Source organism: Vibrio sp. 811, assembly GCF_033339195.1.
Window position 1 is genome coordinate 1 of the sequence record NZ_JAWOUB010000062.1, and the last position, 1,720, is coordinate 1,720.

Below are 1,720 nucleotides of genomic sequence, written 5' to 3' on the forward strand. Positions count from 1 at the left end.
CAAGGTACTGCACCATCTGGAAGAGGAAGAGCAACGCTTTTTCCAAATGGCAGGCAAGGTGATGTCCGATAAACAAAAACAGCAGTTGGCCAATGACTATATCGAAGAGATGGCCAGCTAAGCGTTATCCCATCGCTAAGGATTAAGGAGGTCGAATGTTCATCGTCAAATATTATCTACTTGGCGCGCTGGTTGCGTTGCTCGCTGCTATCTACATACCTCAAATCGTAGTGAGTTTACTGCTGCTTTGGGTTTCGCTTTCCTTAGCGTTAGTCAGTGCGGCTTATTTATTTGATTTCCCGTCCATCTTTAGAAAAAGCCAAGACGGAAAAATTGTCTGGTGGATTCGATGGGCATTCATTCCTTTCTTGCTCGGGGCGAAAGCCTACAACGCCTGGGAGAGACGGCGCGATACTGTCCCTCCCATTCAGCAAGTCAGCGACAATCTTTATCTTTCTCGGCGCTTGTTCCCGAGCGATTTGGCGTTTCTCGACTCTCACGACATTTCCTGCATTGTTGATGTTACGGCGGAGTTCGCAGGTTTAGAAAGCGCCATGACTGACAAGCAATTCAACTACCTTTCTATTCCCGTGCTGGATCATAAAGCGCCGACCTTGGAGCGTTTACGTCATGCGATTAATTGGATTGATACCCAAATCGCCTGCGGGCGCTCTGTGGTTGTGCATTGCGCACTTGGGCGTGGCCGTTCGGTGTTTGTGGTGGCGGCTTATTTACTGAGTAAAGACCCATCGCTCTCGGTGGAATCGGTGATGCGGAAAATTAACCGCGTGCGCAGTACTGCAAGGCTCAATAATCTGCAGATCAAAACTCTGCGGGCGATCAGTGAGAAAGGCGTGCTAACACTCGATGAGCCGACCTGGATGGTGGTGAACCCTGTCGCGGGCGGTGGGAAATGGCTGCAATACGAACAACATGTGATTCGTGAGTTGACCAAAAAATATCGTCTCAGCATTCGCCAAACGGACGAAACCACCAGTGCAGAAAGCCTCGCACTGCAAGCTAAACAAAGTGGTGTGAATCAGGTGATTGTCTCTGGTGGCGATGGCACGGTGACTGAAGTGGCGAGCCAATTGGTCGGCACGGACATCAAGCTCGGCATCATACCGTTGGGGACGGCGAATGCGCTGTGCCACGTGCTGTATGGTATCGGCGTGAAGTTAGCACCGGTGGAAAAAGCGTGTGAAGCCATTCTCGCAGGTCATTGCCAACGCATAGACACCGCAGAATGTAATCAGCGTTTGATTCTGTTGGTGCTGGGTATTGGCTTGGAACAGAAGATGATTGAACACGCGCATCGTGAAGAGAAAAATGCTTTTGGGCAACTGGCGTATTTAACGGGCTTTTTTAACGCTGTGATTTCCGAAGAGGTGCAAACTCTGCAAGTAACCCTCGAAGGGCAAGCGGCGAGTGAACAAGGATGGGAGAGTCAGGAGATGGACGTGCACAGCTTCGTCGTGGCAAACATCGCGCCCTTCAGTACCGTGTTAGCGCAAGGTGGCGGCGCGCCGCAGCCAGATGATGGGAAACTGCACATTACCTACCTTGATAACACTCAGTCGCTGGGTGGGCGCCTAGTGGCGTTGTCGGATCTAACATTAACCAGCGTCGGTGCGCAGGATGAGTCGAATCTGTTTCAGTACGCGAGCGCGACAGGGGTAACGATTACTGCGGATAAGCCGATTGACTACGTCATCGACGG

At 51.3% G+C, this 1,720-nt stretch carries 1 protein-coding gene and 1 pseudogene; both read left to right on the forward strand.

The genetic code is table 11. The annotated features are described in order from the left end of the window. Positions 1-121 (forward strand): annotated as a pseudogene (locus R7Q46_RS24770) (hemerythrin domain-containing protein); the annotation flags it as partial. Between the two features lie 34 nt (positions 122-155). Continuing rightward, positions 156-1,720: diacylglycerol kinase family protein (locus R7Q46_RS24775; protein WP_318077874.1), on the forward strand; the 1,565-nt coding region annotated here is incomplete at its 3' end.